This window comes from Caldimonas manganoxidans ATCC BAA-369 (assembly GCF_000381125.1).
GTDB lineage: Bacteria > Pseudomonadota > Gammaproteobacteria > Burkholderiales > Burkholderiaceae_C > Caldimonas > Caldimonas manganoxidans.
Genome location: NZ_KB905938.1, coordinates 45,741 through 67,202, shown reverse-complemented (window position 1 = coordinate 67,202; position 21,462 = coordinate 45,741). Strand labels below are relative to the sequence as shown.

The window sequence follows — 21,462 nt, the reverse complement described above, 5'->3', positions numbered from 1 at the left end:
GCGACTCAGCCCGGCTCCAGCACCGACGGATCCAGATGGGCGGCCACCGCGGCGGCGTGGGGCTCGCTCAACGGGGGCACCACGCCCACGCACGGCGCCTCGAAATCCCGCGCCATACGCAAGCGCAAGGTCTCGACATTGTCTTGTCGCCAGGGCATGCGGGGGTCCACCGCATTGCCCACCCAGCCAGCCAGCCGCAAACCCCGAGCACGCACGGCTTCGGCGGTGAGCAACGCATGGTTGAGACAGCCCAAGCGCAGCCCCACGACCAGGATCACCGGCAGGCCCAGGCGCACGGCCAGTTCCGCCGTGTCGTGTTGCTCGTCCAGCGGCACGAGAAAGCCGCCCACGCCCTCGACGATGAGCCGGTCCAACCGCCCGGCCAAGCGCTGCGCGCCGTCCAGCAGCGCCTGCAGCGAAATCGACACGCCGGCTTGGCGTGCAGCCACATGGGGGGCGCACGCGGCATCGAGCAGGCAGGCGCAGACCTCCTCGGCATCCAGCGGCTCGGTGGAGGCGGCACGCAGGCGTTCGATGTCGTCATTGACACGACGGCCCTCACGCCATTGCGTGCCCGCGGCCACCGGCTTGTAGCCTGCCACGCGCCACCCACGGCGCCCCAAGGCGTGCAGCAGCCCAGCGCTGATGGTGGTTTTGCCGATCTCGGTATCGGTGCCCGTGACGAACCAGCCTTGCAACGACTTCATGGACCATCTCCCACCTCGAAAGCCGCCGCACGCACCGCCTCGATGAGGCGGTCCACGTCCTCGGCCGTATGGGCCGCGCTGAGGGCCACTCGCAAGCGAGCCGTGCCCGCAGGCACCGTGGGGGGCCGGATGGCAGGCACCCACAAGCCACGGGCTTCCAAAGCGGCCGACAGGGCCAACGCCGCGTCGTTGTCCCCCAGGATCAGGGGCTGAATGCCCGTGAATGATGGCGCCAGCCGCCAGCCGGCGGGCAGGCCCTGGGCCAAGCCGCGGCGCCATTGCGAGATGCGCTCACGCAAGGCGGCTCGCCGGCGCGCGCCCTCTTCGCCGAACATCAAGCCCAGGCTCACGCTGACGGCATGGGCCACCGCTGGCGGAGCGGCAGTGGTATAGATGTAGCTGCGCGCGCTTTGCACCAGCCACTCGATCACCGTGGGATGGGCCGCGACGAAGGCCCCGGCCACGCCAGCGGCCTTGCCCAAGGTGCCCACGTAGATGATGCGTTGGCTGCGCAAGCCGAAATGCTCCAAGCTGCCGCGTCCGTGGGCGCCCAACACGCCAAAGCCATGGGCATCGTCCACGATCAGCCAAGCGTCATGGCGCTCGGCCAAGGCCAGCAGCGCCTCCAGCGGGGCGAGGTCGCCGTCCATGCTGAACACCGCATCGGTGACGATCAAGCGCAGCGTCGAGGTGCAACGCGCCAGCAACCCCTCCAGCGCCGCCACGTCGTTGTGCGGATAGATCATGACCGTCGCTCGCGCCAGACGCGCTCCGTCGATCAAGGAGGCATGGTTGAGGCTTTCACACAGCAAGGTGGCCTGGGCCCGCCCCAAGGCGGTCAGGACCGCCAGATTGGCCATGTAGCCGGTGCAAAAGCTCAAGACGGCCAGCTCGGGCCAATGGGGCGACAACAGCTCGGCCAACTGAGCCTCCAGCCGCGCATGGGCCACGCCATGGCCATTGATGAGGTGCGAGGCGCCGCTGCCGGCGCCATAGCGGGCCGCCCCCTCGGCCAAGGCTTCGCGCAGCGCCGGGTGCGCGGCCAAGCCCAGGTAGTCGTTGCTGCAAAAGCTCAGCAGCTCGCGCGGCGCGGCCCCATCGGCCGCCAGCACCTGGCGCGGTTGGCAGGGTGTGTGCGCGGTGCGACGCCGGCGGCGCAGGGCCTGCGCCTCGCGCTCGGCCAGTTGCTGGCGCAGATGGTCAAGCAGCATGGCATCCTCCGGACAGCACAGCCTCCAGCGTGCGGCGCACCCGCTGCGCCAGCCAATCGGCCCCCGCCTCATCGAGCACGTAGGGCGGCATCAGATACACACTGCGGCCGATCGGGCGGATCAGCAGTTCCTGCGCCAGCCCGGCGCGATGGAAGCGCTCGGCAAAGTCCTCGCCTGCGTGCTGGGCCTTGACGTCGAAGGCATGGATGGTGCCGCAGCGTCGCAGGTGCTCGATGCGCGGGTCTTGCGCCAACGGGGCCAATGCCGCAGCCAAGCGGTCGGCCACCACGCGGTTGCGCTCCAGCACGGGCTCCTCATCGAAACGGTCGAGCACGGCCAGCGCGGCACGGCAGGCCAGCGGATTGCCGGTGTACGAATGCGAATGCAAGAAGGCGCGCTCGCTGCGCTCGTCCAGGAACGCGGCATAGATCGACTCGCGCACCATCACCAGCGACAAGGGCAGAAAGCCGCCGCTGATGCCCTTGGACAGGCACAGCACATCCGGCCACAGCGGCGCCTCACCGGCGCTGGCGGCTTGCTCGAAGGCGAAGAAGCTGCCGGTGCGCCCGCAGCCCACGGCGATCTCATCGGCGATCAAGTGCACCTCGTAGCGGTCGCACAGGGCGCGCAGTCCACGCAGATAGGCCGCATCATGCATGGCCATGCCCGCGGCCCCCTGCACCAGCGGCTCGACGATGACCGCCGCCAGATGCTCATGCCGCGCCTCCATCAGCGCCTGCATCTGCGCCAGCGCCCGCTGCGCCACCTCGGCGCCCGTCTCGCCGGGCTGGGCCTGGCGCGCATCGGGGGACATCACCTGATGCGTGCGCAGCAGCAGCGGGTCATAGGCGTCTCGGAACACCCGCACGTCGGTCACGGCCAGCGCCCCCAAGGTTTCCCCGTGATAGCCGCCGCGCAAACAGACGAACTCGCGCTTGGCCGTGCGGCCCCGGTTGCGCCAGCTGTGGAAGCTCATCTTCAGCGCGATCTCCACCGCGCTGGCGCCGTCGCTGGCATAAAACGCATGCCCCAGCACGCCGCCGGTGCGCGCCGACAAACGCTCGGCCAACCTCACCGCCGGCTCGTGCGTGCAGCCGGCCAACATCACGTGGGGCAAGCGGTCGAGCTGATCTTTCACGGCCGCCGCGATGCGCTCATCGGCATGGCCGAAGAGATTCACCCACCACGAGCTGATCGCATCGAAATAACGCCGCCCGTCGGGATCGAACAGCCAGGGCCCTTGCCCCCGCACCAAAGGCAAGGGTGCCGAGCGCGCCTGGCGCTGGATCGGGGTGCAGGGATGCCAGACCTGCGCAAGACTGCGTTGCGCCCAGTGCGCGCAGACGCCGGCCGCCGGTGCGGCCGCATCGAAAGAAGGGGTCGTCATCGGGCCGTCGAACTGAACAAGGCCTCGGATGGTACGCAAGCCCCGCACGACCGATCAACTGCCGCGCTCGCGCCAGAAACCCTGCAAGATGAGCGCAGTTGAGGTCATTTGCAGCAAGCCCGCGACATGCGCGCGCTTTTTGCAGTCAACCGCCCACGAGCGGCGAGTCATGCCGTTACATTTTCGGTCGTTCAGACATGAATGCCGCGCATCCTCTTGCGGTTCGGCGAGCGCCGATGCTGCGCGCCATCCCCCAGGCCGCCATAGAGGCGCCTCACTAAAGAATTGGGCTGTCGTGCCTACGGCACCCTTCTATAGTGGTCCTGTCTCCACCCAACCTGGAAGGATGCCCCATGGTCAAGAAAGCGCAAAAGGCGGCCGAAAGCAAGGCCGCCACGCCCGCTGGGCTGTTCGACTCTCAACTCGCGGCCACCGTGCGTGAATCGGCTCAGCAAATCTGGCTGGCCGGCCTGGGCGCGTTCTCCAAGGCGCAAGCCGAAGGCAGCAAGGTCTTTGAGGCGCTGGTCAAGGAAGGGGTGTCCCTGCAGCGCAAAACGCAGGCTGTGGCCGAGGACACCATCGGCCAGATGACCGGCAAGATGAGTGCGATGGCCGGCGAGATCACCGACCGTGCCGGTCAGCACTGGGACAAGCTCGAAGCCATTTTCGAAGAGCGCGTCGCGCGCGCCTTGAACAAGCTGGGCGTGCCCAGTCACAAGGATGTCCAGGCCCTGATCGCGCGCATCGATGCGCTCAGCCAGGCCGTGGACCAGTTGTCCAAGGCCAAGGCCCAGCCAACGGGCCGCGCCACATCCGCCGCCCGCAAAACGGCTACCGCCCGCAAGGCGGCGGCCAAGCAGGCGGCGTCTCGCAAGGCCGATGCCTGAGATCCGCTGGCGCTGGGCCTGCGCCAAGCGATGAGCAGGCCGCCCCGCATACCGACACCGTGCGGTTCGAGCCCGAAACGCACGTCGAGACTCAGCTGCGATAGTCAGCGTTGATGCTGACGTAGTCGTGCGAGAGATCGCAGGTCCACACCGTGGCCTCGGCTGAGCCGCGGCCCAGCAGCACCCGCACGGTGATGTCCGAGCGCTTCATCACGCGCTGGCCGTCTTCTTCCTTGTACTGCGGATGACGCCCCCCCCGCTGGGCCACATGCACGTCGTCGAGATACAGGTCGATCTTGGTCTGATCCAGATCCTCGATGCCCGCATACCCCACGGCCGCCAGAATGCGGCCCAGGTTGGGGTCGCTGGCGTAAAACGCCGTTTTCACCAATGGCGAATGGGCAATGGCATACGCCACCTTGCGGCACTCATCCGCAGTGGCGCCGCCTTCCACGCGCACGGTGATGAACTTGGTGGCGCCTTCGCCATCCCGCACGATGGCCTGCGCCAGTTGCTGCGCCACGCCGATGAGGGCTTCTTGCAGCGCCAGCCCTTCAGGCGATTCGAGCGCCGTGATGGCCGCATGCTGCGCCCGGCGCGTGGCCATGAGCACGAAGGCATCGTTGGTCGAGGTGTCGCCATCGACGGTGATGCGGTTGAAGGACTGATCGGCAGCCTGGCGCACCAACGCAGGCAGCAGGCTTGGATCGATGTTCGCGTCGGTGGCGATGAAACCCAGCATCGTGGCCATGTTGGGACGGATCATGCCGGCCCCTTTGGCAATGCCGGTGATCGTCACCGTCTGAGCGCCGATGCTCACTTGCGTGGAGACCGCTTTGGGCACCGTGTCGGTCGTCATGATGGCCTGCGCCGCATCGGCCCAGCCGTCGGCCTTCAGACCGGCCAAAGCCACGGGCAGCCCCGCCACGATGCGATCCACCGGCAGCGGCTCCATGATCACACCAGTGGAAAAGGGCAACACCTGAGTGGGCTCCACGCCGAGATGACCAGCCAGGGCTGCGCAGGTGGCCCGCGCATGGGCCAAGCCCTCCTCTCCGGTGCCCGCATTGGCATTGCCTGTGTTGATCACCAAAGCGCGAATCCCTCGCGCGGCGGCCAGATGCTCGCGGGCCACCTGCACCGGGGCGGCGCAAAAGCGATTGCGCGTGAACACCCCTGCGACGGCCGCCCCCTCGTCGAGCACGAACACACACACATCCTTGCGATGAGCCTTGCGCACACCGGCCATCGCGGTGCCGATGCGCACCCCGGGGACCGGGTGCAAGGCCTTGGGGTCGGGAGCTTGCAGATTCACCGGCATGATCGACCTCAGTTCAACTTGCCATGGCAATGCTTGTACTTCTTGCCACTGCCGCACGGGCAAGGTTCATTACGCCCCACCTTGGGCACCTGGACGGTGGCCGTGCGCGGGTCGGTTTCACTGGCCACCGAGCCGTCTTCGTTCGGATGGGTGTAGGTCACGTTCGAGATGTGTCCGACTTTGTCCTCGATGGCCTCGGCCGCTTGGGCCACCTGCTCCTGGGTCTGGATGCGCACCGTCAGCAAAATGCGCGAGACCTCCATCTTCACCACATCCAGCAATTGAGCGAAAAGCTCGAAGGCTTCTCGCTTGTATTCCTGCTTGGGATTCTTCTGCGCATAGCCACGCAAATGGATGCCCTGCCGCAAGTAGTCCAGCGCCGCCAGGTGCTCGCGCCAATGGGTGTCCAGGGATTGCAGCAACACCATGCGTTCGAACTGCGCAAACTGTTCCTTGCCCACGCGGTCCACCTTGGCCTGATAGGCCGCATGGCCGGCTTGCACCACACGCTGGACGATGTCCTCGTCCGACACCGCCTCGCTGGACTCGACCCACTGGCGCAAATCCACATCCAGCTGCCACTCCTCGCGCAGGGTTTTCTCCAACCCTTCGAGATCCCACTGCTCTTCGACACTGTCGACGGGCACGTAGCTGCGCACCACATCGGTCAGCGCCCCCTCTCGCAAATGGGCGATCTGGGCGCTGACATCGGTGGCATCGAGGATGTCGTTGCGCTGCTGGTAGATGACCTTGCGCTGGTCGTTGGCCACATCGTCATACTCGAGCAGCTGCTTGCGGATGTCGAAGTTGCGTGCTTCGACCTTGCGCTGCGCGCTTTCGATGGAGCGCGTCACGATGCCCGCCTCGATGGCTTCCCCATCAGGCATCTTGAGGCGGTCCATGATGGCCTTGACGCGATCTCCCGCGAAGATGCGCATCAGCGGATCTTCCAGCGAGAGATAGAACCGCGAAGAACCAGGATCGCCCTGACGGCCAGCGCGACCACGCAGCTGATTGTCGATGCGACGCGACTCATGGCGTTCGGTGGCGATGATGCGCAGCCCACCCAAAGCCTTGACCTGCTCATGCAGGCTGCGCCATTCGGCGCGCAGCTTGTCGATGCGCTGCTGCTTCTCGGCCTCGCTGAGCGAGTCGTCGGCCTCGATCAGCTGCACCTGCTTGTCCACGTTGCCGCCGAGCACGATGTCGGTGCCGCGGCCGGCCATGTTGGTGGCGATCGTGATCATGCCCGGGCGGCCGGCCTGGGCGATGATCTCGGCCTCCTTGGCATGCTGCTTGGCATTGAGCACCTGGTGCGGCAATCCGGCCTTGGTGAGCAAATCCGACAGCAGCTCGGAGTTCTCGATCGAGGTCGTGCCTACCAGCACGGGCTGGCCACGCTCATGGCATTCGCGGATGTCGGCGATCACCGCCTCGTAGCGCTCGCGGCTGGTCTTGTAGACGCGATCGAGTTCGTCCTTGCGCTGCGTGGGCTTGTTCGGTGGGATGACCACCGTCTCCAGACCATAGATCTCCTGGAACTCGTACGCCTCGGTGTCGGCCGTGCCGGTCATGCCGGCCAACTTGGCATACATGCGGAAATAGTTCTGGAAGGTGATCGACGCCAGCGTCTGGTTCTCCGCCTGGATGGCCACGCCCTCCTTGGCCTCCACCGCTTGGTGCAAGCCATCGGACCAGCGGCGCCCGACCATCAAGCGGCCGGTGAACTCATCGACGATGATCACCTCGCCGTTTTGCACCACATAGTGCTGGTCGCGATGGAACAGATGATGGGCACGCAGCGCGGCATACAAATGGTGCAGCAGCGCAATGTGCGATGGGTCGTACAGACTCGCCCCCTCGGCCAACAAACCGGCCTGGGTCAGCACGCGCTCGGCATTCTCGTGGCCCTGTTCGGTCAGGAAGACCTGGCGGCTCTTCTCGTCGATCGTGAAGTCGCCCGGCTCGATCACCCCTTCACCGGTACGGGGGTCGGCCTCTCCGATCTGCCGTTTCAGCAGCGGCACCACCTGGTTGATGCGTTGATACAGCTCGGTGTGGTCTTCGGCCTGGCCGCTGATGATCAACGGCGTGCGGGCCTCGTCGATCAGGATGGAGTCCACTTCGTCGACGATGGCATAGTGCAGGCCACGCTGCACCCGATCGCCCGGCTCGTAGACCATGTTGTCGCGCAAGTAGTCGAAGCCGAACTCGTTGTTGGTGCCATAGGTCACGTCGGCGCGGTAAGCTGCTTGCTTGTCCTCGCGCGACATTTGCGGCAAGTTCACGCCCACGCTCAGCCCGAGGAAGCCATAGAGGCGCCCCATCCACTCGGCATCGCGGCGAGCCAGGTAGTCGTTGACCGTGACCACATGCACGCCCTTGCCCGCCAGCGCATTCAGATAAACGGGCAAAGTCGCCGTCAGCGTCTTGCCCTCGCCTGTGCGCATCTCGGCGATCTTGCCGTCGTGCAACGCCATGCCGCCGATGAGCTGCACGTCGAAATGACGCATCTTGAGCACCCGCTTGCTGGCTTCACGCACCACGGCAAAGGCCTCGGGGAGCAAGTCGTCGAGCGAGGCCCCCTGGGCCAGACGCTGCCGGAACTCGCCGGTCTTGGCCTGCAGGGCCGCATCGTCCAAGGCCTCATACTGAGGCTCCATGGCATTGATGCGCTCCACCACGCGCCGGTACTGCTTGAGGAGCCGGTCGTTGCGACTGCCGAAAATCTGGGTGAGAAGCTTGGGCAACATGCGTGATGGGGTGATTTGAAACGATGGACGGACCTCGGGGACCAGGCCGTCGGAAACACATCGGGAAAGAAAGTGGCACCGGTTCGATGCGTCGCTCGGCGCGGGTCCGACAGGCGCAGCCGGCCCCGAAAGCTCTAAAGCGATCGAGTTTAGCACCGGGCCTTCGGGCCGGGCGTGGCTCACCGTGAATCCGCAGTCACAATCGTCGGGGCGGCGCTGCCCCGGTCAAGAAAGCTCGCGCAAGGCAGGAGATGGGCTTGCGCTGCTCCACTCAAGGCCGCGCAGGCCGGCCTCTCGCACTCTGGGCCAAGGCTTTGGACTGCCCGGCGTCGGCCAGAAAACGCGCGGGGTTCTGGGGCACGCCAGAGACGAGCACCTCGAAGTGCAGATGCGGGCCGGTGGAGCGGCCGGTCGAGCCGACTTCGGCAATCACCTGACCGCGCTTGACCAGATCCCCCGGTTGGACCCACAGCTTCGAGGCATGGGCGTAGCGGGTGACCAGGTCATTGCCGTGGTCGATGTCCACCATCAAACCATAGGCCGGATGGTCTTCGGCCGCGATCACCCCCCCCCCGGCGGCCGCCAGGATGGGCGTGCCCACCGGCGCCGGGAAATCCAAACCCGTGTGCAGGGCCTGCCGGCCCGTGAAAGGATCCAGCCGGAAGCCAAACCCCGAGCTGGTGGGGCCATCGACCGGGCGCGTGTTCGGAATCCTCAGGGCTTGCATGCGCTGCTCGAACAGCTGGGATTCGATCAGCGTGAACAGGTCCGCATGCAGTGCCGCGGCATGGTCCAGCTCGTCCACCATGCGCTGCAGCTGCTCGAACGAGGGCTGCGCACTGGGCACATAGGGGCCGCCCTTGGGTCCATCCGGCAGCGCCGCTTTGATGTCGTCGGGTTTGAGCCCGACCATGTCCGAGACGCGCTCGCCCACGGCTTCGAGCTGCAGCAAGCGGGCTTGCATCTCGCCGACCCGGCGGGCCATCGCATCGAGGTTCTCCCGCATGAAGCGATCACGCTGGGCAAACTCGTCCTTGACCACCAGACGCACGATTTGGCTGACCACCGGCCAGCCTTCACGTGCGGCCTGAAGAAAGATGAAGTGGTAGACCAGCCCCGACAGCAGCAGCATCAGGCCCAGCGCGCCGCTCAGCACCGCGGCCAGCTGCCAGCGGCTGAGCGTCCACACATGCGTGCGGGTGAAGCGGCTGTGCGTGATCATGATCTGCATCGGTACACTCCCACCTCATGAATGCCCGCGCAGATCGCACGCTGCCCATCCAAGAGGCCATGAACCGCCACACCGTGCTCGAGCGGCTTCAACGACTCCTGCGCGAATCTCAATCGCGCCTCGAGGGCATTCGCCCCCTCCTGCCTGCGGCCATCGCGGCCCATGTGAAGCCCGGGCCGGTCGATGACACGGGTTGGACGCTGCTGGCGCCCAATACCGCGGTCGCGGCCAAACTGCGCCAGCTTCAGCCGCGTTTGGAAGCGGCCTTACGCCAACAGGGCTGGCAGGTTAGCGCAATCCGGGTGAAGGTTCAATCGAACTGATCCCGAGAACGGAAACCGTCCGTAACTGGCCGTGCAGGTGTCACGGACGGCCCGACCGTGCGGCCGCGTGCGCCAGCGGCCAGCACCGCCGCGGCATGTTATTCGTCGCGGCCGCCAAACACGCCCAACAGGGCCAGCAACGACTGGAACACGTTATACAGGCTCAAATAGACGCCCAACGTGGCCGTGATGTAGTTGGTTTCCAGGCCGTCTTGCACGCGCTTGAGATCATGCAGGATGAAGGCCGAAAAAATGCCGATCGCCAAGACCGACAGGGTGATCATCAGCGCGCTGGATTGGATGAACACGTTGGCGATGCCAGCCACCAGCAGCATGATCGCACCGACGAACAAAAACTTGCCCATCGAGCTGAGATCGCGCTTGATGATCGAGGACAAGGCGGCCATGCCGAAGAAGATCGCACCGGTGCCGGCAAAGGCGGTCATGATCAGGCTCGCGCCATTGGCCAGCCCCAACACCACACCCACCAGGCGCGACAGCATCACGCCCATGAAGAAGGTGAAGGCCAACAGCACCGGCACGCCGGCAGCCGAATTCTTGGTGCGTTCGATCGCGAACATGAAGGCAAACGCACCACCCAGAAACACCACCAGGCTCACCATCGGCGACATGGCTCGCGCCAAGCCGGTGGCCAAGCCCAGCCAAGCGCCCAGCACAGTGGGCACCATCGACAAAGCCAGCAGCCAGTAGGTGTTGCGCAAAACGCGGTTGCGCTCTTGGGCCGAAGGGATCGATGCGCCCAAGGAGGATGAAAGAACCGTGTTCTCGTTCATGGACAAAGCTCCAACAAAGGGAAGGTCAAAACGTCGAGCAGCCGCCGCACGGCGGCGGCCATGTCGGCCAGCCTGTGGCGCGGACGCGACCCGGGCCGCTGCGGGTCTCAAGCGCCCCGCCCGGCGCGCTTCGGGGGCCGCAGCAAGCCCTCCAGCGCAGGCGATGCCACGGGTCGGGCGCCCAAATGGCCCGTCCAGGTCTGTGCGAACCGAGGCTGAGCCAGCTGTGCGCCGACGGTCTCGACGGCATGGAACTCCACGGCCGGATCCACGGGCACGGAGGAATCCGTCGCCGACTCCTCCGAGCCGCCAGCGTGGCTGCTGGGCGCAGGCCAAGAGGCATCGGCGGTGAACTCGACCTGCGGCTGTGCAACGGCAGCCCCCAGCCCAGAGGCGGCCGCCGTCGGCAGCGCCTGGGCCGTGGCCACCAGGAGCAAAAGCGCCACGAAGGACAACAGTCGCTTCATCATGGGCCGGATTCTATGCGTAGACGGCAGCCCGGTGCCTGCAGAATCGCTGGCCACCCCTGCCCCCGTGGGGACCATGATGCCATGGTGCCGGCTATCCGACTCGAACGGATGACCTACCGCTTACAAGGCGGTTGCTCTACCAACTGAGCTAAGCCGGCGGCCTGGACGGAAATGATGCGATGTCTCGGGATTGTAAAAGCCTCATTTCACCCGCTTGAGCGCGGGACGCCCCCCGCTGGGGGGCGGCGGAGGCTCGGGCGGTGGCTCGGCAGGCGGCTCGCCCGACGAGGGGCTGGCCGCGAGCTTGAGCGGCCCGCCACCGGCGCGCGCCGTCGTCGCTGCTGGGGCCCCGTCGGCAGGCGCCGGGGATGGGCCGGCGGCAGCGGCCGCCGGCACCGGGAAGGCCATGCCCTGGCCGTTCTCGCGGGCGTAGATGGCGATCACATGGTCCACCGGCAGCACGATGTCACGGGCCACACCGCCGAAACGAGCCCGGAACTCGATCGTGTCGTTGCCCAGCTTGAGCCCGCTGGTGGCCTCGAAACTGACATTGAGGACGATTTCGCGATTTTTGACGTACTCTCGCGGCACCTGCACCGAATCGTCCACGTAGACGGCCAGGTAGGGCGTCAAGCCGTTGTCCGTGCACCAGTCGTGCAAGGCACGAATCAGATAGGGCCGCGTGGAGGCGACCTCCGGGCTCTCGGGTGCGTTGGGCTCGCTCATCGCGTCATCACTTGCGCATGACTTTTTCGGACGGGGTCAGCGCTTCGATGTAGGCCGGCCGAGAGAAGATGCGTTCGGCATATTTGAGCAGCGGCATGGCGTTCTTGGACAGATCGATGCCATAGTAGTCTAGACGCCACAGCAACGGGGCAATGGCCACGTCGAGCATCGAAAAGTCCTCGCCCAGCATGTACTTGTTCTTCAGGAAGATGGGCGCCAGTTGGGTCAGGCGATCACGGATCTGAGCGCGCGCCCGCTCGAGCTGCTTGTCGGTGGGCTTGATGCCTCGCGACTCCAGCACGTTGACATGGGTGAACAGCTCTTTCTCGAAGTTGAGCAAGAACAGCCGCACGCGGGCCCGCGCCACAGGATCACCGGGCATCAGTTGCGGATGAGGAAAGCGTTCGTCGATGTACTCGTTGATGATGTTGGACTCGTACAGGATGAGGTCGCGCTCCACCAGGATGGGCACCTCGTTGTACGGGTTCATCAGCGCGATGTCCTCGGGCTTGGCATACAGATCGACATCGCGGATCTCGAAGTCCATGCCCTTCTCGAACAGCACGAAGCGACAACGGTGCGAGTAAGGACAAGTGGTTCCGGAGTAAAGCACCATCATGGCGGTGAGCTCCTCATGAGGCGAGAGATCCTAAAAACGAAAGGAGTGGGACGCGTCGGCGGGCCCACTCCGGCTGGGGCTGACGCTGCACCGCATGCCGTGCGGCCAGCATCACGCCCGTCTCATTTCACGTCTTTCCAGTAGGCGGCGTTCAAGCGCCAAGCGATGAAGGTAAAGCCGGCCAAGAAGATCAGCACCCACACGCCCAGGCGCACACGCTGGTTTTGGACCGGCTCCCCCATCCATTGGAGGAAAGCCACCAGGTCGGCGATGGCCGAGTTGTATTCGGCCTCGTTCATCTTGCCCGGCGTGATCTGCTCGAAACCAGCAAACACCTCGATGGTCTTGCTCGGATCGTGCGGATCGGGCTGCTGGGCGAAACGCGCCACACGCTGGCCTTGCAGCTCCCACAACACATGGGGCATGCCCACGCTGGGGAACGCCAGGTTGTTCCAGCCCGTGGCCTTGGTGTCGTCACGGTAGAAGGTGCGCAAGAAGGTATAGAGGTAATCGGCCCCCGAGCCCTTGCCAGCAGCCGCACGCGAACGGGCGATGACGGTCAGATCCGGCGGGTTGGCCCCGAACCATTCCTTGGCCATCTTCGGGTCGATCGCGACCTTCATGGTTTCACCGACCTTGTCGGTGGTGAACATCAGGTTGTTTTTGATCTGCTCCTCGGTCAGGCCGATGTCGCGCAGGCGGTTGTAGCGCATGAAGGCCGCCGAGTGGCAGTTCAGGCAGTAGTTGACGAAGAGCTTGGCACCGTTTTGCAGCGCAGCCAGATCGGTGACCCGCTCTTTGGGAAACTTGTCCCAGGCGATGCCACCGCCTGCCGCATGGGCCGTAGACAGACCGACACTCAGCACCAGCGCGGCCAGCAGTGTTTGGATCATTTTTTTCATGGGGACAGACTCCGGCGGGCTCAGTGGGCGGCAAAGGTCACACGCTCAGGCACCGGCTTGAACTCACCCAGGCGCGACCACCAAGGCATGAGCAGGAAGAAGCCGAAGTAGAACAGCGTGCCGATCTGAGAGATCAGTTCACCGGTGGGCGACGGCGGTTGGATGCCCAGATAACCCAGCACCATGAACACCAGCACGAACGCGCCGTAAATGTATTTGTGCCAGTTGGGACGGTAGCGAATGGACTTGACCAGGCTGCGGTCGAGCCAGGGCAGGAAGAACATGATGATCACGGCGCCGCCCATGACCACCACGCCCCAGAACTTGGCGTCGAAGGCCTTGAGCAGACCGGCGGCCACCAAGGCGCCGACGATGACGGCCAACTTGCCCTTGGCGCCAAAGCCGCCGCGCAACACCGCCAAGATCGCCGCCAGCGCAATGAGCACCACGAGCACGTTGACCATCAAGTCCGTGGTGGCACGCAACATCGAGTAATAGGGCGTGAAATACCACACTGGGGCAATGTGCGCCGGGGTCTTCAACGGGTCGGCCGGAATGAAGTTGTTGTACTCCAGGAAGTAGCCGCCGAACTCGGGCGCGAAGAAGACCACGGCGGAAAACACCATCAGGAACACGCTCAGCGCGTAGATGTCGTGCACCGTGTAGTAGGGATGGAACGGAATGCCATCCAGCGGACGGCCTTGGGCGTCCTTCTTGGCCTTGATCTCGATGCCATCGGGGTTGTTGGAGCCCACTTCGTGCAGCGCGATGATGTGCGCCACCACCAGGCCCAGCAGCACCAGCGGGATGGCGATGACATGGAAGCTGAAGAAGCGGTTGAGGGTTGCGTCGGAGACGACATAGTCACCGCGAATCAGCAGGGCCAGGTCCGGGCCGACGAAGGGCACGGCGGCAAACAGGTTCACGATCACCTGCGCGCCCCAGTAAGACATCTGCCCCCAGGGCAACAGGTAGCCGAAGAACGCTTCGGCCATCAAGCACAGGAAGATCGCACAGCCGAAGATCCACACCAGCTCCCGCGGCTTGCGATACGAGCCGTACAGCAGCCCGCGGAACATGTGCAGATAGACGACGATGAAGAAGGCCGAGGCGCCCGTGGAGTGCATGTAGCGAATCAGCCATCCCCAGGGCACGTCGCGCATGATGTATTCCACCGATGCGAAAGCCAGGTTCGCATCGGGCTTGTAGTGCATCACCAGGAAGATGCCCGTGACGATCTGGATCACCAGCACCACCAGCGCCAGTGAGCCGAACACATACCAGAAGTTGAAGTTTTTGGGCGCGTAGTACTCGCCCATGTGCTCTTTGTAGAGCTTGGTGAGCGGAAAGCGGTTGTCGATCCAGGTCAGCAGCTTCTGGCCTGCGGTGGCGTCGACCGGCGCCTCTTTGAATTCAGCCATGGGGTGTCACCTTTTCTTGTCCGTGCATCGGGGTTCAGGCCCGCTTGTCCTCACCGATCAACAGCTTGGTGTCGGACAGGTACATGTGCGGCGGCACTTCCAAGTTGTCCGGCGCAGGCTTGTTCTTGAACACGCGCCCGGCCATGTCGAAGGTGGAACCGTGGCAGGGACACAGGAACCCCCCCTGCCAATCATCGGGCAGCGAGGGCTGGGCTCCCGGCGTGAACTTCGACACCGGCGAGCAGCCCAGGTGCGAACAAATGCCCACACCCACGAAGATCTCCGGCTTGATCGAGCGGTGCTGGTTGCGCGCGTACTCCGGTGTGGGGTACTGGGTCCGCTCGGACTTCGGATCGGCCACTTGGGACTCGGTTTTGGCCAGGGATGCGATCTGCTCGGGCGTACGATGCAGGATCCACACCGGCTTGCCTCGCCACTCCACGGTGATCATCTCGCCGGGCTTGAGCGTGCTGATGTCCACCTCCACCGCGGCGCCAGCGGCCCGCGCCCGCTCGGACGGTTGGAAGGTGCTGACGAAGGGGATGGCGGTGGCCACGCCGCCAACGGCGCCCGCGCCACAGGCAATGGCGACCCAGGTACGGCGGCTCTTGTCCACTGGCTGATCACTCATGGGGGATCCTCGGAAAGCACGTCTTTGATTAGGGGCAACCCGCGATTCTAGCGGACTGCGGGCTCGCCCAGCCAGCGCGGGTCTCATCCCGAGGGGCGCAGCCCCTTGGGCCGGGCCGCACGGCTTGGCCGCCCGCATGACCGCAGGCATACTGCAAGCACCGTCGGCGCAGGCGCCACGGATCCCCCAACCCCAGGAGAGCCGAATGGGTTTCATGCGCGAGTTCAAGGAATTTGCCGTCAAGGGCAATGTCGTCGATCTGGCCGTCGGGGTGATCATCGGTGGTGCCTTCGGAAAGATCGTCGACTCGATGGTGGGCGACGTGATCATGCCCGTGGTCAGCACCCTGTTCGGCGGGCTGGACTTCTCCAATTACTTCCTCCCGCTGGCAGGACAGACGGCCCAGACCTTGGCCGACGCCAAGAAAGCCGGCGCGGTGCTCGCCTATGGCAACTTCATCACCGTGGCGATCAACTTCCTGATACTGGCGTTCATCATCTTCCTGATGATCAAGCAGATCAACCGATTCAAGCGTCAACCTCCGCCGCCGGCTTCGGCACCACCGGCCCCCGCGGAAGACATCGTGCTGCTGCGCGAAATTCGCGATGCGCTGAAAAGTAAGTAAACGTTACCAGCGCGGCGGCCTGGCGTGCCGGGCGGGCCGCCGCCACGGTGCACCTGTGCCCAATTTGGCACGCTGCGGCCGGATGCCGTGCGCCGACGGCGCGGCTCCTGGCTGCACTCCGCGGTTTTCGGGTCATACTGTTTCACCTTGCCAACGCAAGTCCCATGACCCTGCCCGACCCGCGACTCCACGCCGCCATGCAGGCGGCCGTGCAAAAGATCGTGAACACCGCGTCGTCCACCGCCAGCCGCGTGGTCGACGCGCTGGGCATGCTCGCGCTGTCGGCCAAGAGCAACGCGCAGCGCCAGTCCTACATGTCGGCGCAGTTCGATCTGCAGCACAAGCTGTCGGCCTTCAACATGACCTTCACCTCGGTGCTCAACGAGAAGGTCGCTCAGGAAATCACGCCGCGCGTCGGTGGCGGCCGCAGCTTGGCCAGCACCGACTGGACCTCCCTCAGCCTGGTGGGCGACCATGAGGTCGAGGAGGAAGTGACGGCGCATCGACTCGGGCTGGACATCGAGCACGAGTGCGAGTGGGAACTGCGGGAGCTGGATGCTTACATGGGCTCGCTGCTGGGCCTGGGCCGGCCCGACCCGGAACGCAACCCCGTGCGACCGGACGTCATCGGCAAGGCGTTGTTCCGCAGCATCGAAGTGGTCAGTCCGGAAGCCGCGGTCCGCCAGACCTTGGCCCGTGAACTGGGGCATGGTCTGGCCAAGGCGATGCGCCAGTGCTACGGGGCGATCGTGGCCGATCTCAGCGCACGCGGCATCCAGCCGGTGGGCCTGGCCGTGCGCAGCGCCGTCATTTCGGGCACCGGGGGCGTCACCGCGCCGGCCGTGCCGTTTCGCCACTCCGGCGCCGGCTCCCTGGCCGACCCGCATCAGGCGGCACAAGCCCTGAGCGCCTTGTTCGGCATGCCTGCGCCGGCCGGCTTCGGCCCCAGCGGTGCAGGCAGCCTGGGCAGCCCCAGCCCGAGCCGCACGGGCGGCGTGTCGCTCGGCGGCGCGACCTCGGCCGGGGCCGTGGGTGGGCCATCGGGTGCCGGGGCCCTGGGCGGCCCCGTCTCTGCGGGCGCGCCGCTGGCCTCCGATGCGCAGATGCTCGACGTCATCCGCCGCTTGGCCTACTTGACCAGCGGCCCCGGTGCGCTGGACGCGGTGAGCACCGGAGGCTGGGGAAGCAGCGGGGCGGCCGCTGCGCCGGCGGCCTCGGCCCCTGAAGGGCTGCATTCGGGCCTCAGCGGCCTGATGGCCGTCAATCTGATCCGCGCACACCGTGAAGAACTGATGCGCGCCAGCAGCGGGGCGCTCGATCACATGGTGATCGACATCGTCGCCTCGCTGTTCGATCAGATCCTGTCGGACCCGAAGGTGCCGCCGCAGATGGCCCGCCAGATCGCCCGGCTGCAGCTGCCGGTGCTGCGAGTGGCGCTCAAGGACATGCAGTTCTTCTCCTCGCGCAGCCACCCGGTGCGCAAGTTCGTCAACCGCATGGCCTCCATTGCCTGTGCCTTCGAAGACTTCGACGAGGGTCCAGGCCGGCGCTTTTTGAGTTTGGTGCGTGAACTGGTGCAGCAAATCGTCGAGGGCGATTTCGACCAGATGGATCTGTACGAGGGCAAGTTGCGCGCCCTCGAAGCCTTCGTGCAAGAGCAAGCGCATGACGAGGCCCTGGCGCATGCCGAGGCGGTGGCCTTGCTGGCCAACAAAGAGGCGCAGTTGCGCATCGTGCATCGGCATGAAATGCAGGTGCAAGGCGTGCTGGCGTCGATCGACCTGCCCGAATTCATCCGCGACTTCTTGGTGAAGGTATGGACCCAGGTCGAGGTGGAGGCCACGGTGCGGCATGGGCCTGACGCAGAGACGACGCGGCGCATCCGCCGCGTCGGGCGTGAACTGGTGATGTCGCTGCAACCCAAAGCCACGCCGGCCGAACGCAAGCAGTTCATCTTGGCGCTGCCGCAGTTGATGAAGACGCTGCACGAGGGCCTGGCGCTGATCCATCACCCCGAAGAGCAGAAGAAGGCATTCTTTGCCGAGTTGCTGCCCTTGCACGCCCAGTCGCTCAAAGGCCAGCCGCTGACCGACTTCCAGCTGCGTCAGCTCGACGCCCAGTTGCAGGGGCTGGACCGGCTGGTCGTGCCCACGGCCGAGGAAGTGCCTCCCACCGAGGCAACGGCTGCCGCGGCGATCCCGGAGACGAATTTTTCGCCCGACGAGGCCCAGCGCGTGGGGTTGGTGGCCGAGACGGCCATCGACTGGGACGGCCAGCTCGACATCGACCTGGGCAGCGCGCCCGCCGGCGGCACGGACGTGGACATCAACCTCGAGGAACTCGAGCCCGAGATGCGGCCCGAACAGCCCACGCAGGGCGTGGCCTTGGTGCAGCATGTGCAGCCCGGCGTGGCCTATCAGATGCACTTGGACGGGCAGTGGAAGAAGGTGCGGCTGAACTGGGTGAGTCCGGGGCGGACCTTCTTCATCTTCAGCCACGGCAAGAAGCACCAGACCCTGGTCTCGATGACAGGCCGCATGCTGACCAAGATGTGCGAGACCGGGCGCTTCCGCGCCTTCGAGCAAGCCTATCTGATCGAGCGCGCCGTGGCGCGGGCACGCAAGCAGCTGGCCGAGCTCACCGCGAACAGCCAGCGCTGAGCCGGCGAGCCATGCGGGCGGCGGCAATCAGGCTGGAGGGGTCGGCCTGGCCGCGGCCGGCAATGTCGAAAGCCGTGCCATGGTCGGGGCTGGTCCGGATGAACGGTAGCCCAAGCGTCACATTGACGCCTTGGTCCACCCCGAGGTACTTCACCGGGATCAAGCCCTGGTCGTGATACATCGCCACGACCACATCGAACTCGCCCGGATGGCCGGGGGCATGGCGGGCCCGCATGAAGACCGTATCGGGCGCAAAGGGACCACGCGCGTCGATCCCTTCGGCGCGAGCGGCCTCGATGGCCGGGGCGATGTGACGGATTTCCTCGTCGCCGAACAGGCCGCCCTCGCCGGCATGCGGGTTGAGCCCGGCCACCGCGATGCGCGGCTGCGGCTGCCCCCACAACGCCGCGCTGCGATGCGTGATGCGGATGGTCTCCAGCACGGCCGACTGCGTCACCCGTTCGATGGCCTCGCGCAGCGACACATGGATGCTCACCAGCACGGTCTTGAGTTCTTCGTTGGCCAGCATCATGCGCACGGCCGGCGCGGCCTGACCCGGGCCGAGGGCTTCGGCGGCCAGCATTTCGGTGTGGCCGGGATAGGGCTCGCCCGCGGCGGCCAGCGCCTCCTTGTGCAGCGGCGCGGTGACGATACCGGCCACCGTCCCCGCGCGGGCCCAGGCCATGGCCTGGCGCACGCAGCAGGCCGCCGCCGCGCCAGCGCGCGCATCGACCCGGCCCCAAGGCAGCTCGGCCAAGCCCGCGGGCAGGCCCGCAGGCTGGTACACGGCCACGGCGCCAGCGGGCACCCAGGCCGCTTCATCCGGGTGCTCGAGCACCACCACCGGCGCTTGCTGCCCGACACAAGCCAAGGCGCGTCGCATCACGGCGGCATCGCCCACCACCACGGCCGCCGGAATGGCGCCGGCCACCAGCGCGCGCGCCAGGATTTCCGGGCCGATGCCGCAAGGGTCGCCCATCGTCAGGGCCAAGGGACGTTCGGCATCCATCATCACGGGTGCATGGCATCGGTGTCCATGTGCGCATTGTGAACGCACCCGATCGCAGGCGTCCGGCGCGCGCCCGACTCCCCCATTTTTCCCCCAAAAGTGGGAGGCACTCGAGGGCCAACCTGTGGTCCTATACGCAACATTTGGTGTCGCCAGCCGCAGTGCTCGAAGCCCGAACCGGTGCGAGCGGCCGCGGCCCCACCCAAGAATTTGATGTCCGTTTGCCCCATGACCCAACATCTCGCCCGCATCCGTTTTGCGGATGGCTTGACCCTGCTTGGGCTGTATGACGCCCAAGCCGATAGCATCGAGCCTTCGCTGGTGCGCCCCATGCCCGACATCACCGGGCGCTGGGAATGCTGCCACATCGAGCCACCCGATTGTCGTGAACGCTATGAACGCGCCCACCGCGTGCAGCATGGCTGCGCGCCTGGCGAACGCATGAAGCTCCTGTGGTGCCAGGCCCTGGAGCACGCCGCCAGCCGCCCCGGCTTGCTGCAAGAGGCCCTGGACTGGGTCTCGCAGACCGAACCGGTCGAAGTGGAAGTGCCCGCCTGCCATGCCCGCTGGCGCTCGCATGCCGACCGCAGCCACCTGGCGCTGGTGGGCGTGCTGGAGCCGCTGCACCATTGAATCCGGTTTTGGGCCAAGATCGGGGCTGTTGTGGAAGGAGACACCCCGATGTTCAAAGCTTTGCTCCTGAGCCAGGAGGACCGCCAGACCCGCGCCGCGCTGGTCGATATGGACGACACCCAGCTGCCCGAGGCCGAGGTGACCGTCAAGGTCGAGTATTCCACCCTCAACTACAAGGATGCGCTGGCCATCACGGGCCGCGGGGCCATCGTGCGCGCCTGGCCGATGGTGCCCGGCATCGATCTGGCCGGCACGGTGGAAGCCAGCCGCGATCCAGCCTGGCAGCCGGGCGACCCGGTGGTGGTGACCGGCTGGGGACTGGGCGAGACCCACTGGGGGGGCCTGGCTCAGAAGGCCCGTCTGAAGGCCGGTTGGCTGCTGCGGCGTCCGGCGGCCTACACCGCCCGGCAGTCGATGGCGATCGCCACGGCCGGCTTCACCGCTGCGCTGTGCGTGATGGCCTTGCAGCGCCACGGCTTGCAGCCCGGCGACGGAGAGGTGCTGGTCACGGGCGCCGCCGGCGGCGTGGGCTCCATCGCCGTGGCCTTGCTCGGCAGCCTGGGCTACACGGTGGTGGCCTCCACCGGGCGGCCGCAGGAGGCGGACTATCTGCGCAGCCTGGGGGCGGCCCGCTGCGTGGATCGCCAGGCATTCGCCCAACCGGGCAAGCCGCTGCAAAGCGAGCGTTGGGCCGGCGTGGTCGATACCGTGGGCAGCCACACCCTGGCCAATGCCTGCGCCGCCACGCGCTGGAACGGCGCCGTGGCCGCCTGCGGCCTGGCGCAGGGCTCCGACTTCCCCGGCACGGTGATGCCCTTCATCCTGCGGGGAGTCACGCTGTACGGCATCAACAGCGTCTTCACCGACCACGACACACGCCGCAAGGCCTGGGATCTGCTGGCGCAGCATGTGCCGGCCGAACGACTGGAGACCATGATCACCGAGATCGGCCTGAGCGAGGTGATCGACTATTGTCCAAAGCTGTTGGCCGGTCAGGTGCGTGGACGCACCGTGGTGGATGTGTGGCGCTGAAGGCCCGGGGCCTGGGGCCGGCAGCGTAAGCTGCCCAACTTCTGCGGTGATTAATCCGCGCGGCGCAAAAGCGTAGGCTAGAGGCTTGCGGGGCACCTCAGCGCCCCGCAAGCTTCAAGG

General features: G+C 66.0%; 20 protein-coding genes and 1 tRNA gene. 6 read left to right on the top strand and 15 right to left on the bottom strand.

The window, feature by feature from the left end:
* Positions 1-5 precede the first annotated feature (5 nt).
* From bioD to bioA, 3 genes are read right to left on the bottom strand one after another with little or no spacing between them, the layout of a single operon-like run.
* Positions 6-707, bottom strand: coding sequence for a dethiobiotin synthase (gene bioD, locus F615_RS0107625; RefSeq protein ID WP_019560584.1), 702 nt, complete (start codon positions 705-707; stop codon positions 6-8).
* Positions 704-1,918 carry an 8-amino-7-oxononanoate synthase gene (gene bioF / locus F615_RS0107620; RefSeq protein ID WP_019560583.1) on the bottom strand — a complete coding sequence of 405 codons (1,215 nt, stop codon included), beginning with the start codon at positions 1,916-1,918 and terminating at the stop codon, positions 704-706. Before bioF ends, bioD begins: the two co-directional genes overlap by 4 nt.
* Positions 1,908-3,305, bottom strand: a complete 1,398-nt coding sequence (gene bioA / locus F615_RS0107615) for an adenosylmethionine--8-amino-7-oxononanoate transaminase (protein WP_019560582.1) — start codon at positions 3,303-3,305, stop codon at positions 1,908-1,910. The genes bioF and bioA overlap by 11 nt, the downstream gene beginning before the upstream one ends.
* A gap of 353 nt (positions 3,306-3,658) precedes the next feature.
* On the opposite strand from bioA, the gene F615_RS0107610 reads away from it, so the two are divergent.
* Positions 3,659-4,192, top strand: coding sequence for a phasin family protein (locus F615_RS0107610; protein ID WP_019560581.1), 534 nt, complete (start codon positions 3,659-3,661; stop codon positions 4,190-4,192).
* 91 nt (positions 4,193-4,283) lie between these two features.
* On the opposite strand, the gene argJ is transcribed toward F615_RS0107610, so the two are convergent.
* From argJ to F615_RS0107595, 3 genes are all read right to left on the bottom strand, one after another.
* A complete protein-coding gene (gene argJ / locus F615_RS0107605) occupies positions 4,284-5,513 on the bottom strand; it encodes a bifunctional glutamate N-acetyltransferase/amino-acid acetyltransferase ArgJ (RefSeq protein WP_019560580.1) in 1,230 nt (409 codons plus the stop codon).
* An 8-nt stretch (positions 5,514-5,521) separates the two neighbouring features.
* Entirely contained in the window at positions 5,522-8,266 is a 2,745-nt protein-coding gene (gene secA / locus F615_RS0107600; RefSeq protein ID WP_019560579.1) for a preprotein translocase subunit SecA, read from the bottom strand.
* A 271-nt stretch (positions 8,267-8,537) separates the two neighbouring features.
* Complete coding sequence (locus F615_RS0107595) at positions 8,538-9,497, bottom strand: M23 family metallopeptidase (RefSeq protein ID WP_019560578.1); 960 nt, start codon at positions 9,495-9,497, stop codon at positions 8,538-8,540.
* Positions 9,498-9,514: 17 nt separating this feature from the next.
* On the opposite strand from F615_RS0107595, the gene F615_RS0107590 reads away from it, so the two are divergent.
* A complete protein-coding gene (locus F615_RS0107590) occupies positions 9,515-9,820 on the top strand; it encodes a DciA family protein (protein ID WP_019560577.1) in 306 nt (101 codons plus the stop codon).
* Between the two features lie 98 nt (positions 9,821-9,918).
* Here F615_RS0107590 and F615_RS0107585 read toward each other — a convergent pair whose 3' ends face one another.
* The 8 genes from F615_RS0107585 to petA form a co-directional block, all read right to left on the bottom strand.
* Positions 9,919-10,614 (bottom strand): Bax inhibitor-1/YccA family protein, encoded by a 696-nt coding sequence (locus F615_RS0107585; protein WP_019560576.1) that lies wholly within the window; start codon positions 10,612-10,614, stop codon positions 9,919-9,921.
* A 107-nt stretch (positions 10,615-10,721) separates the two neighbouring features.
* Positions 10,722-11,084: a hypothetical protein gene (locus F615_RS0107580; protein WP_019560575.1), complete on the bottom strand. Its 363-nt coding sequence runs from the start codon at positions 11,082-11,084 to the stop codon at positions 10,722-10,724.
* Between the two features lie 82 nt (positions 11,085-11,166).
* Positions 11,167-11,242, bottom strand: a tRNA-Thr gene (locus tag F615_RS0107575).
* A 43-nt stretch (positions 11,243-11,285) separates the two neighbouring features.
* The gene (locus tag F615_RS0107570) at positions 11,286-11,810 is read right to left on the bottom strand and encodes a ClpXP protease specificity-enhancing factor (RefSeq protein WP_019560574.1); all 525 of its coding nucleotides are present in this window, start codon (positions 11,808-11,810) and stop codon (positions 11,286-11,288) included.
* Between the two features lie 7 nt (positions 11,811-11,817).
* The gene (locus F615_RS0107565; protein ID WP_019560573.1) at positions 11,818-12,429 is read right to left on the bottom strand and encodes a glutathione S-transferase N-terminal domain-containing protein; all 612 of its coding nucleotides are present in this window, start codon (positions 12,427-12,429) and stop codon (positions 11,818-11,820) included.
* A 122-nt stretch (positions 12,430-12,551) separates the two neighbouring features.
* Complete coding sequence (locus F615_RS0107560; protein ID WP_019560572.1) at positions 12,552-13,331, bottom strand: cytochrome c1; 780 nt, start codon at positions 13,329-13,331, stop codon at positions 12,552-12,554.
* Between the two features lie 20 nt (positions 13,332-13,351).
* Positions 13,352-14,752, bottom strand: a complete 1,401-nt coding sequence (locus F615_RS0107555; protein WP_019560571.1) for a cytochrome b — start codon at positions 14,750-14,752, stop codon at positions 13,352-13,354.
* 34 nt (positions 14,753-14,786) lie between these two features.
* Positions 14,787-15,383 (bottom strand): ubiquinol-cytochrome c reductase iron-sulfur subunit, encoded by a 597-nt coding sequence (petA, locus tag F615_RS0107550; RefSeq protein WP_019560570.1) that lies wholly within the window; start codon positions 15,381-15,383, stop codon positions 14,787-14,789.
* Positions 15,384-15,588: 205 nt separating this feature from the next.
* Here petA and mscL point away from each other — a divergent pair, with 205 nt between their 5' ends.
* Positions 15,589-16,008 (top strand): large conductance mechanosensitive channel protein MscL, encoded by a 420-nt coding sequence (gene mscL / locus F615_RS0107545; protein WP_019560569.1) that lies wholly within the window; start codon positions 15,589-15,591, stop codon positions 16,006-16,008.
* 164 nt (positions 16,009-16,172) lie between these two features.
* Positions 16,173-18,668, top strand: a complete 2,496-nt coding sequence (locus tag F615_RS0107540) for a DUF1631 family protein (RefSeq protein WP_019560568.1) — start codon at positions 16,173-16,175, stop codon at positions 18,666-18,668.
* On the opposite strand, the gene pdxA is transcribed toward F615_RS0107540, so the two are convergent.
* Entirely contained in the window at positions 18,646-19,680 is a 1,035-nt protein-coding gene (pdxA, locus tag F615_RS0107535; protein ID WP_019560567.1) for a 4-hydroxythreonine-4-phosphate dehydrogenase PdxA, read from the bottom strand. The genes F615_RS0107540 and pdxA overlap by 23 nt on opposite strands.
* 225 nt (positions 19,681-19,905) lie before the next feature.
* On the opposite strand from pdxA, the gene F615_RS0107530 reads away from it, so the two are divergent.
* Positions 19,906-20,310 (top strand): hypothetical protein, encoded by a 405-nt coding sequence (locus F615_RS0107530; protein WP_019560566.1) that lies wholly within the window; start codon positions 19,906-19,908, stop codon positions 20,308-20,310.
* A gap of 48 nt (positions 20,311-20,358) precedes the next feature.
* Complete coding sequence (acuI, locus tag F615_RS0107525; RefSeq protein ID WP_019560565.1) at positions 20,359-21,342, top strand: acrylyl-CoA reductase (NADPH); 984 nt, start codon at positions 20,359-20,361, stop codon at positions 21,340-21,342.
* The last annotated feature ends 120 nt before the right edge of the window (positions 21,343-21,462 follow it).

Bases quoted from the DNA above. Each gene is read 5' to 3' on its own strand.
- bioD (WP_019560584.1), bottom strand. From the start codon at position 707: ATGAAGTCGTTGCAAGGCTGGTTCGTCACGGGCACCGATACCGAGATC.
- bioF (WP_019560583.1), bottom strand. From the start codon at position 1,918: ATGCTGCTTGACCATCTGCGCCAGCAACTGGCCGAGCGCGAGGCGCAG.
- bioA (WP_019560582.1), bottom strand. From the start codon at position 3,305: ATGACGACCCCTTCTTTCGATGCGGCCGCACCGGCGGCCGGCGTCTGC.
- F615_RS0107610 (WP_019560581.1), top strand. From the start codon at position 3,659: ATGGTCAAGAAAGCGCAAAAGGCGGCCGAAAGCAAGGCCGCCACGCCC.
- argJ (WP_019560580.1), bottom strand. From the start codon at position 5,513: ATGCCGGTGAATCTGCAAGCTCCCGACCCCAAGGCCTTGCACCCGGTC.
- secA (WP_019560579.1), bottom strand. From the start codon at position 8,266: ATGTTGCCCAAGCTTCTCACCCAGATTTTCGGCAGTCGCAACGACCGG.
- F615_RS0107595 (WP_019560578.1), bottom strand. From the start codon at position 9,497: ATGCAGATCATGATCACGCACAGCCGCTTCACCCGCACGCATGTGTGG.
- F615_RS0107590 (WP_019560577.1), top strand. From the start codon at position 9,515: ATGAATGCCCGCGCAGATCGCACGCTGCCCATCCAAGAGGCCATGAAC.
- F615_RS0107585 (WP_019560576.1), bottom strand. From the start codon at position 10,614: ATGAACGAGAACACGGTTCTTTCATCCTCCTTGGGCGCATCGATCCCT.
- F615_RS0107580 (WP_019560575.1), bottom strand. From the start codon at position 11,084: ATGATGAAGCGACTGTTGTCCTTCGTGGCGCTTTTGCTCCTGGTGGCC.
- F615_RS0107570 (WP_019560574.1), bottom strand. From the start codon at position 11,810: ATGAGCGAGCCCAACGCACCCGAGAGCCCGGAGGTCGCCTCCACGCGG.
- F615_RS0107565 (WP_019560573.1), bottom strand. From the start codon at position 12,429: ATGATGGTGCTTTACTCCGGAACCACTTGTCCTTACTCGCACCGTTGT.
- F615_RS0107560 (WP_019560572.1), bottom strand. From the start codon at position 13,331: ATGAAAAAAATGATCCAAACACTGCTGGCCGCGCTGGTGCTGAGTGTC.
- F615_RS0107555 (WP_019560571.1), bottom strand. From the start codon at position 14,752: ATGGCTGAATTCAAAGAGGCGCCGGTCGACGCCACCGCAGGCCAGAAG.
- petA (WP_019560570.1), bottom strand. From the start codon at position 15,383: ATGAGTGATCAGCCAGTGGACAAGAGCCGCCGTACCTGGGTCGCCATT.
- mscL (WP_019560569.1), top strand. From the start codon at position 15,589: ATGGGTTTCATGCGCGAGTTCAAGGAATTTGCCGTCAAGGGCAATGTC.
- F615_RS0107540 (WP_019560568.1), top strand. From the start codon at position 16,173: ATGACCCTGCCCGACCCGCGACTCCACGCCGCCATGCAGGCGGCCGTG.
- pdxA (WP_019560567.1), bottom strand. From the start codon at position 19,680: ATGATGGATGCCGAACGTCCCTTGGCCCTGACGATGGGCGACCCTTGC.
- F615_RS0107530 (WP_019560566.1), top strand. From the start codon at position 19,906: ATGACCCAACATCTCGCCCGCATCCGTTTTGCGGATGGCTTGACCCTG.
- acuI (WP_019560565.1), top strand. From the start codon at position 20,359: ATGTTCAAAGCTTTGCTCCTGAGCCAGGAGGACCGCCAGACCCGCGCC.